Origin of the sequence: Actinomadura sp. (assembly GCF_044508335.1) — a bacterium.
Lineage (GTDB): Bacteria > Actinomycetota > Actinomycetes > Streptosporangiales > Streptosporangiaceae > Spirillospora.
The window spans coordinates 1-8222 of the sequence record NZ_JBIQHY010000188.1 but is presented as its reverse complement, the minus strand read 5'-3'; the positions used below and the strand labels follow the sequence as shown (position 1 = coordinate 8222).

General features: G+C 74.5%; 5 protein-coding genes. 2 read left to right on the top strand and 3 right to left on the bottom strand.

Going from position 1 to position 8222, the window contains the following annotated elements; genetic code table 11:
• Window positions 1-171: 171 nt before the first annotated feature.
• The gene (locus ACIWVC_RS33475; RefSeq protein ID WP_396455077.1) at window positions 172-2328 is read left to right on the top strand and encodes an ATP-binding protein; all 2157 of its coding nucleotides are present in this window, start codon (window positions 172-174) and stop codon (window positions 2326-2328) included.
• On the opposite strand, the gene ACIWVC_RS33470 is transcribed toward ACIWVC_RS33475, so the two are convergent.
• The 3 genes from ACIWVC_RS33470 to ACIWVC_RS33460 are packed head-to-tail and all read right to left on the bottom strand — an operon-like array spanning window position 2237 to window position 5119.
• A complete protein-coding gene (locus tag ACIWVC_RS33470; protein ID WP_396455076.1) occupies window positions 2237-2767 on the bottom strand; it encodes a hypothetical protein in 531 nt (176 codons plus the stop codon). The two genes, ACIWVC_RS33475 and ACIWVC_RS33470, sit on opposite strands and share 92 nt — an antisense overlap.
• Window positions 2767-4002 (bottom strand): hypothetical protein, encoded by a 1236-nt coding sequence (locus ACIWVC_RS33465; protein ID WP_396452810.1) that lies wholly within the window; start codon window positions 4000-4002, stop codon window positions 2767-2769. The genes ACIWVC_RS33470 and ACIWVC_RS33465 overlap by 1 nt, the downstream gene beginning before the upstream one ends.
• A gap of 1 nt (window position 4003) precedes the next feature.
• Window positions 4004-5119 carry a hypothetical protein gene (locus ACIWVC_RS33460; protein ID WP_396452808.1) on the bottom strand — a complete coding sequence of 372 codons (1116 nt, stop codon included), beginning with the start codon at window positions 5117-5119 and terminating at the stop codon, window positions 4004-4006.
• Between the two features lie 240 nt (window positions 5120-5359).
• Here ACIWVC_RS33460 and ACIWVC_RS33455 point away from each other — a divergent pair.
• Window positions 5360-8222: BTAD domain-containing putative transcriptional regulator (locus ACIWVC_RS33455; protein WP_396452806.1), on the top strand; the 2863-nt coding region annotated here is incomplete at its 3' end.

Here is an 8222-nt window from a genome sequence, read left to right as displayed (position 1 = left end):
CAGTGCATCACGCCGGGCGGACGCGGACAATCGCCATTCTGACCGGCTCTCCATAAATGCCATGACCAAAACTGCAAATAAATCCCGCTGTATCGTCAACCGGACGTCCGGCTACATTAGCCATAAAGCGGGGCGATCAACGCACCACCGAGTCAATGGGATGGATTGAACGTGCAGTCTCCCGACGAACGGGACCGGTGGACCAACGAGCTGACGGGGAGGATCGCCGGGTCGAGCGTCCAGGCCGGCTCCATCGCCGGCGGCGTGCACATCACCGCGCCCGGCGCGCCGGCCCTTCCCGCCCCCGCGCAGCTGCCGCCGTCCGGGCTGTTCGCGAACCGGCGCAGCGAGCTGCGGCAGCTGGCGGCGCTCGCGGAGCGGCCGGGGCCCGTGGTCCTCACCGGCCCCGGCGGCGTCGGCAAGACCACGCTCGCGCTGCGGTGGCTGCACGAGATCAAGGACGGCTACGAGGGCCAGCTGTTCATCGATCTGCGCGGCTTCTCCGGGACCGGGCCGCTCCCGCCCGACGAGCCGCTGGAGCGCTTCCTGCGCGCCCTCGGCGCGGCCCCGGAGAGCATCCCGGCCGCGGCCGAGGAGCAGTCCGCGCTGTTCCGGTCCATGACGACCGGCCGCCGGCTGGTCGTCATGCTCGACAACGCCGTGTCGGCGGCGCAGGTCCGCCCGCTGCTGCCCGGGGCGGGGCCGTCGCTGGTCGTGGTCACCTCGCGGCACCGGCTGACGGGGCTCGTCGTGGACGGCGCGCGGTTCCTGGACGTCGCCCCACTCGGCGAACCGGGGGCGCTGGAACTGCTGGAGCGGCTGATCGGCGCGGAGCGGATCGGCGCGGAACGCGACCACGCCCGCTCGCTCGTCGAGCTCTGCGGCACCCTGCCGCTGGCGGTCTGCGCGTCCGGCGCCCGGCTCGCGGCACGGCGGCGCTGGCCGATCGCCCGCGCGGTCGCCGAACTCGGCGACGAGGCGCGGCGGCTCTCCGCGCTGCGCACCGGCGAGGGCGACATCTCGGTGAGCGCCGTCTTCAACACCTCCTACCAGGCGCTCGGCGAAGAGGAGGCGGCGGCCTACCGGCTGCTCGGCGTCCACCCCGGGCCCGATCTCGGCGTCGCCGCGGCGGCGGCCCTCATCGGGACGGACGAGGAGCACGCCGCGCGCGTCCTGGACGGCCTCGTGGACGCCAGCCTGCTGCTCGAAGGCCCCGGCGACCGGTACCACTTCCACGACCTCGTCCGCCTGCACGCGCGGGACGCGTCCCGCGCGGCGGAACCGGAGCGCGGGGCCGCGTTCGAGCGGCTCGCCGGCTGGTACCTGGCGACCGCCGTGGCCGCCGACCTCACCCTCATGCCGGGGCGCTGGCATCTCGGCGAACGGTACGCGGCCCCGCCGGACGACCGGTTCCCGTCCCGCGGAGCGGCGCTGGAGTGGCTCGACCGGGAGCGCCCGAACCTGGCGGCGGTGGCGCGGGAGGCGCACGCCACCGGGCTGCACGCCGTCGCCTGGCAGCTCGCCGAGGCGATGTGGCCGCTGTTCCTGCAGCGCAAGCACTACGCGTCGTGGATCCGGATGTACGAGCTGGGCCGCGCCGCCGCCGGGTCCTGCGGCGACCCGCGCGCCGAGGCGCGGATGCTGGAAGGGCTCGGGGTCGCCCACCTCAACCTCCAGGACTTCGGCGCGGCGACCGGCCACTACGAGACCGCGCTGGCCCTGGAGCGGGAGTCCGGCCACCGGCTCGGCGAGGCGTCGGCGCTGGAGGGACTCGGCGTCGCGGCGCTCGCCACCGGCGCCCCGTCCCGTGCCGTCGAGCTGTTCGCCCTGGCGCGGGACGTCCACGTGAGCCTGGGGCGTCCGCGCGGGATCGCGCTGATGGACCGGCATATCGGCGAGGCGCTCAGCATGGCGGGGCGGCACGACGAGGCCGACGCGACGCTGGCCGGCGTGCTGGAGCAGTTCCCGCGGCGGGACGAGCCGTACCACCACGCGCGGACGCTCACCTGCCTCGGCGAGGCCCGGCTGCGCGCCGGGCGCCTGGACGAGGCCGCCGCCGCCCTCCGCGAGTCGCTGGCCGTCGCGCGGGAGACGGACGCGCCGCACGTGGCGGCGGGCGCGCTGCGCGAGCTGGCCCGGATCGCCGAGCGGCGGGGCGACCCGGCGGCCGAGCGCCCGCTGCTGGAGCAGGCGCTCGCCCTCTACGCCGATCTCGGCTCGCCGCAGGCCGCGCAGGTCAGCGAGCGGCTCGCCGAGCTGCCGGGCGCGCCGCCGGGCGAGCCGCCGGGCGAGCCGCCGGGCGCGTCGCCGGGTGATGCCGCACCCTGACCACCGTGACCGTGTTCCCGCGGACGAGGGTGAGCCGGGCGAGCGTGCCCACCGGACGCCCGCCCGACACGAGCCAGGCATGCAGGGCGGACGCGTACAGGGCCGCGTCGGCCGGGGGGCACGTCCCGCCGAGGACGGGGTCGAGCCGTGCGTCCAGGCCGCGCGCAGCGACCAGGCAGCCCCGCTCGTTGACGGTCACCGCGACGAGGCACCCCGGATGGGCCGCCAGGAGCCGGGCGGGGTCCCCGGCGCCGCCGACGATCACGTCCGCGCACGCCAGCCAGGCCCGCGACGCCTCGTCCGGCCCGGCAACGAGGTGCTCGTCGCACGGCGGCGGGCCGGAGCCGGCGGGCGAGCGCCGAAGCGTCAGCGCCCGCCCGCCGACGAGGACCCGCTCCGCTCCCGGCAGGCCGTCCCAGACCCGCACGAGCGCGACCATCACGCCGCCCGCAGGCCGCAGGACGCCGGGAGCGGGACCGGCTCGACGTCCGGCGGGCGGTCCCGGTCGGGCAGCCGCAGCAGCCGGTACATCTCCTCGCGGATGAGGCGGGCCGCCTGCCCCGGCCGGGAGGTGATGTCGCCGCGGATCGCGGCATGGACCCGCCCGGTGAACGCGTGCGCGGCCTCCTCCACCTGCGGCGCGAGCGGCCGGTCCGTGTCGAGCCGCGGGGCGAGCGCGCCGAGCCGCGCGACATGGGTTCCGGGGGCCACCGCGTCCTCCGGGAAGGCCCCCAGCAGCACCGGCACCCCGATCGCGGCGCCGTAGCAGGTGACGGACCCGTGGTCGCCGATCAGCACGTCGGCCGCGACCAGCCCGGCGCGCCACCCCTCCTCGGGCGGGAACAGCCGCACGCCGAGCCGCAGGCAGTCGGTGTGCCAGGCGAGCACCTGGCGCCGGCCGTGGTAGGCCCAGACGTGCGGGTGCAGCGCGGCCACGATCTTGTACCGCTCGCGCGGCAGCTCGGCGGCGAGGCGCAGCAGCAGGTCGAAGTGGCGGCCGAGCAGCGAGTCCCCGTTCCAGGTGGAGCTGACGAAGAGGAGCCGCTGACCGGGCCGCACCCCGAGCGCGCGGCGGTACGTCCTCCGGTAGGGGAGGCTCGCGAGCAGCCTGTCCAGGCAAGGGTCGCCTGCGGCGAACGCCACCGGACGCGCCTCCGGGCACTCGCGTTCGAGCATCTCCAGGTGCCGGTCGTGCGCCAGGACGATCGACGACGGCACGACCCTCCCGGCGACGACGAGCCGCTCCCTGATCAGCCCGGTGACGGGACGTGCGGCGGCCGGGCCGTCGCCGCGGAGGCGGGCCAGCAGCTTCCCCGGACCTGCGCCGTGCAGCACGGTCATGACCGGGCCGTGCAGGTTCTCCAGCATCCCGTTGCTCGCCGCGACGATGAGGTCCCACTTGGTCGACACGGACTGCCGCCACGGCAGCACGAGCCCGCCGAGGCTCCGCAGATGCTCCTCCAGCCCGCCGGTGAACACCGACGCCGGCGGGGCCGTGTAGGCGACGGCGACGCGCCGGTCGGACTCCAGCAGCGGGATGACGTCGGCGAGCCGCGTCGCGGCGGTCAGATGGTGCGCGACGGCCAGGACCGCCCGGCGCGCCGGCACGGTCGCGCCGCGCAGAGCGTCCAGCCCGAACGGGCCCGGCACCCAGGAGTCGGCCGAGAAGATCATCTCAGCCTCCCTGCAGGACGCGGCCGGCCGGCCGGCGGCCGATGCGGAACGGCGGCGAGACCGGATCGGCCACGGGGATCGTGGCGGGCTGCGGCAGCCGGAGCAGCCCGTACATCAGGCTGCGGATGTTGCGGTCGAACCGCCCCGGCTCGGACGTGATCCGCCCGAGGACGGGCCGGACCCGCTCCGGCCGCCACCGCGCCGCCGCCTCGGCCAGCTGCGGGCGGACGGGCCGGTGCGCCGCGAACCGCACCGCGAGCAGGCGCAGCGCGTCCCCCGGCGGCGGTCCCGTGATGAGCACCGGGACGCCGGTGATCGTCCCGTAGCGCGTGACGGGCCCCGGCGGCCCGAGGATCCAGTCGGCGGCGGCGAGCGCGGCCCGCCAGTCCGCCTCCGGCGGCATCAGGCTCAGCCCCGCCCGCAGGTGGACCGCGAGCCTCTCCGGGCACCGGTCGCCGCGCGGGTCGGGGACGCCGAGCACGAGGTAGCGGTCGGACGGCAGCTCGGCGAGCAGGCGGCCCACGACGTCCGGCGACCGGCGGCACGCGCACACCCCGGCGCCGCCGGCCGCGGGCAGCGCGACCACGACGAGCCCGCGCCGCCCGCCGACGCCCAGCGCGCGCCGGTAGAAGTCGCGCAGCGGCAGGCTCGCCACCAAGCGATCATGATCAGAGTCGCCGACCACGTGGCCGTCCCGGGCGTCCGGGGGGCGGTCCAGGTGGTGGGCGTAGGTGAAGACGGTCGGCGCGGGCCGGTGCGCCACCTCAGCGGTGATCGTCCCGGGCAGCGCGATGAGCGGCGCGGCCGGCGGGCCCTCGGGAACCCGGTGCGCGGTGACGACCAGGCCCACATCGCCGCCCGCGAGTTCGGACAAGGACAGCGGTGCGGCGCCCGCGTCCTTGAGCATCACCTCCACAGCTGCCGAGGACGGCCCGGGGGCCGCCGCGAAGAGCACGCGCAGCCGCGGGTCGGTGCCCGCGAGCCGCGCCACGTCCAGTGCGGGCTGGCCCCGTACGGGCGAGCCCACGACAACCAGCACGGTGCGCCGGTCCCCCAGCCGTCCCCACCAGCCGGGGTCGAACCCGGTCAGGGCCCGACGCCATTCGAAGCCGGTCATTGCCGTCAACGAACCCCCTTCGTCCTCGGATGCGAACATCCGTCCCTCCGTCGCGGACCGAAAAGACCCGCCCTCCGGAATCGAGTGTCCGCCGAGGAACTTGACGAAAACTTGCAATCATCCTGACTCGGTGAGTAGTGGGAGCTCCGGGAAGTCCCGGGGAACGCGGCTCCGCCCTGGCCATTCGGTGCACACGATGCCAAAATCGGCTCAGGAGGAGATTTCCACAAAGGGGAACCGGTGGAGTTCCGCATCTTGGGCGCCGTCGAGTTGTGGGTGAACGGCCGGCGGCGCGACCTCGGAACGCCCAAGGAACGCTGCGTGCTGGCCGTGCTGCTCCTCAGCGTCCGGCAGCCGGTGCCCACCGAGACCATCATCCGCCGGGTATGGGACCGCGACCCGCCGGCCAAGGCCCGGCAGGGCCTGCAGGTCTACATGACGCGGCTGCGCCACAGGCTGGAGGACGCGGAAGGCGCCACACTGATCTCCAGGCAGGGGTCCTATCTGCTCGACGTCGACGATGACTCCGTCGACCTCTACCGGTTCCGGCGGCTGCGCGACCAGGCCCGCGCGATCGCCGAGAGCGGCGACGACGAATACGCCCTCGATCACCACCGCCAAGCCGCGGAGTTGTGCCGGGCCGAACCGCTCGCCGACCTGTCCGGCGGCTGGGCCGAACGCACCCGGCACAATTTGGAGCAGGAGTTGCTGTCCGCCGCGTTCGCGCGCATCGATCTGGAGTTGAAGCACGGCAACCACGCCGACGTCCTCCGCGAGTTATCGGATCTGACCGAGCGCCATCCGCTGGACGAGCGGCCCGTCGAACGGCTCATGAAGGCGCTCTACCGCTGCGGGCGGCAGGCCGAGGCACTGGAGGTCTACCGGCGCGCGCACGACCTTTTCGCGGCGGAACTCGGCACGGACCCCGGCCCCGGGCTGCGGCGGCTCCAGCAGCAGATCCTGCGGGGCGACCCGGACCTGCTGCGCGTCCCCGGCACCCAGCTGAGCCTGGACCGGCGCCCGCACACGCTGCCGCACCGCGCGCGGGTCTTCGTCGGACGCGACGACGAGATGCGGCAGCTCCTGGACACGGTGCCCGGCATCGCCGGTCCGCCCGCAGGCGCCGCGATGCCCGTCATAGCGATCGACGGCATGGCCGGGGTGGGCAAGTCGGCGCTCGCCGTCCAGTTGGCGCACCGGCTCGCCGAGCACTATCCCGACGGGACCATGTACCTCGACCTGCACGCGAACGACGCCCGGCAGGAGCCCGTCGATCCGGCGGACGCCCTGCACACGCTGCTCCGCATGATCGGCGTCCCGGTGACCCGGGTGCCGCGGGCACTTGACGAGCGCGCCGCGCTGTGGCGGTCCGAGCTGGCGGGCAGCCGCGCGATCCTCGTCCTGGACGACGTGGCCGGGCACGACCAGGTGAGGCCGCTGCTCCCCGGATCCGCCGGCTGCCTGGTGATCGTGACGAGCCGCCGCCGGCTGACCGGGCTGCACGACGCCTGGCCGCTGTCGCTGGAGACCCTGTCCCTCCAGGACGCGACGGCGCTGTTCACCGGTATCGCGGGCCCCGGGCGCGCCAAGGCCGGCGCCGACGTCGCCGCGGTCGTGGAGCGCTGCGGGCGGCTGCCGCTGGCGGTGAGCATGGCGGCGAGCCGGCTGCGCCACCGCCGCGCGTGGGACGTCCGCGACCTGCTGGACCGGCTGTCCGCCGACGACATGCGGCTGGACGAACTGCGCGACGAGGACCGCGGGATAGCCGCCGTGTTCGAGGTGTCCTACCGCGGTCTCGCACCGCCGCTGCGGGACGCGTTCCGTGCGTTCGGCCTGCACCCCGGCCCCGACCTGACCGCCGACGCCGCCGCCGCGGCACTGGCGTGCCCGCTCCGGGAGGCCGAGCGGATCCTCGAGGAGCTGCTCGACCGCCACCTGATCACCGAGCCCGCCCGCGGCCGATACCGCTTCCACGACCTCGTGCAGGACTACGCGCGCCGCGTGGCCCGCCGGACCGACGCCGACGAGGACCGCCGCCGGACCGTCCACCGGTTCCTGGACTTCTACCTCGCGGCGGCCGGCCACGCGAACCACCTGCTGTTCCCGCACCAAGAGCCGACCGGCCGGCCGCACTCCGCGCCGCCCCTCGCGGACGAGGCGGACGCGGCGGAATGGTTCGCCGCCGAGCACGCCTGCCTCCTGAACGCCGCCGCCGAAGCCGACCGCATCGGCTCGGCGACGCACGTCGCCGGCTTCTCCCGCGTGCTCGCCGGGCATCTGGAGTCGCGCGGCCACTGGGACACCGCCGCACACCTGCACACCAGGGCCGTCGAGGCGCTCCGGCGCCTGAACGACCGTCCGGGCACCGCCCGCGCCCTGACCGACCTGAGCCACATCCGTTTCCGCGTCGGCGACTACGACAGCGCGATGGAAAATGCGGAAAAGGCGCTGCAAATCTACCGTTCAACCGGTGACCGCCGTGGAGAGGCGCATATTCTCGGCCGCATTAGCCTCATCCACTGGCATCTATCCCGCTTCCCCGAGGCATTGGCCCACTGCCGGGCGGCGGTGGAAATCCACCGCGCCCTCGGCGACCGGCATGGAGAAGCGGAGAACCTCGATCGCAACGCGATCATCCTGGAGTTCACCGGCGACTACCGCGAGGCCGAACGGCTCCGCTTCAAGGCCCTCGCGATCCTCACCGAGATCGACGCCCCGCGCCTGCGGACGATGGCGCTCAACAACATGGGCGACCTGATGATCCGCATGGGCGACGTCGACCGCGCCGCCGAGTACTACGCGCAGACCGCCGGCGCCGCCGAGCTGAGCCGCCAGCATGAGGCCATCGTGCTCATCAACGCGGCCAACGTCCACCGCCGCACCGGAGCCTACGAAACGGCCCTGGCCAATTACCGCGCGGCCCTCGCGATAGCGATGGAATTGGGCGATCGGAGAACACAGGTCGACACCCTCATCGGTATCGGCGCCACTTTACATAGCATTGGCCGCTACGGTGATGCTTTAATTCATCACGAACGAGCTGTAGCCATTTCACGCTCGATCAAGGAGCGTTACGAAGAGACCGTTGCCCTCCGCCACCTAG

What these genes read in the sequence shown, in the direction of transcription:
- ACIWVC_RS33460 (WP_396452808.1), bottom strand. Translation starts at nt 5,119, where the DNA reads ATGACCGGCTTCGAATGGCGTCGGGCCCTGACCGGGTTCGACCCCGGC.
- ACIWVC_RS33465 (WP_396452810.1), bottom strand. Translation starts at nt 4,002, where the DNA reads ATGATCTTCTCGGCCGACTCCTGGGTGCCGGGCCCGTTCGGGCTGGAC.
- ACIWVC_RS33470 (WP_396455076.1), bottom strand. Translation starts at nt 2,767, where the DNA reads ATGGTCGCGCTCGTGCGGGTCTGGGACGGCCTGCCGGGAGCGGAGCGG.